The 228-nt window shown below is 32.9% G+C and carries 1 protein-coding gene; it reads right to left on the reverse strand.

All coding sequences use genetic code 11. From position 1 onward, the window contains the following. Positions 1 to 222, reverse strand: a 222-nt coding sequence (locus AOA60_RS00045; protein ID WP_256592773.1) for an EscU/YscU/HrcU family type III secretion system export apparatus switch protein, incomplete at its 3' end; no start/stop codon positions are given. Between the last annotated feature and the right edge of the window lie 6 nt (positions 223 to 228).

Here is a 228-nt window from a genome sequence, read left to right on the forward strand (position 1 = left end):
ATCTTTTACATCTTGTTTAGACATCCGAATATTCTTTTCGTGATCATACTTCTGATACATATAATCCAAAACAGATAAGAAGATAAGTAGGAGAGCCACTGCAAGTCCCATGATAACCATTAAGCTACCAATTAAGCTCACACTATCTTCAATAGTGTAAAGGGACAGTTTTAAAATATCATCCATATATATCCATAGAACACTAAATGTAACAATACCCACTAGTGT

The sequence above is a fragment of the Pseudomonas sp. 2822-17 genome, assembly GCF_002742485.1.
In the GTDB taxonomy this organism is placed as follows: Bacteria; Pseudomonadota; Gammaproteobacteria; order Pseudomonadales; family Pseudomonadaceae; genus Aquipseudomonas; species Aquipseudomonas cyclaminis.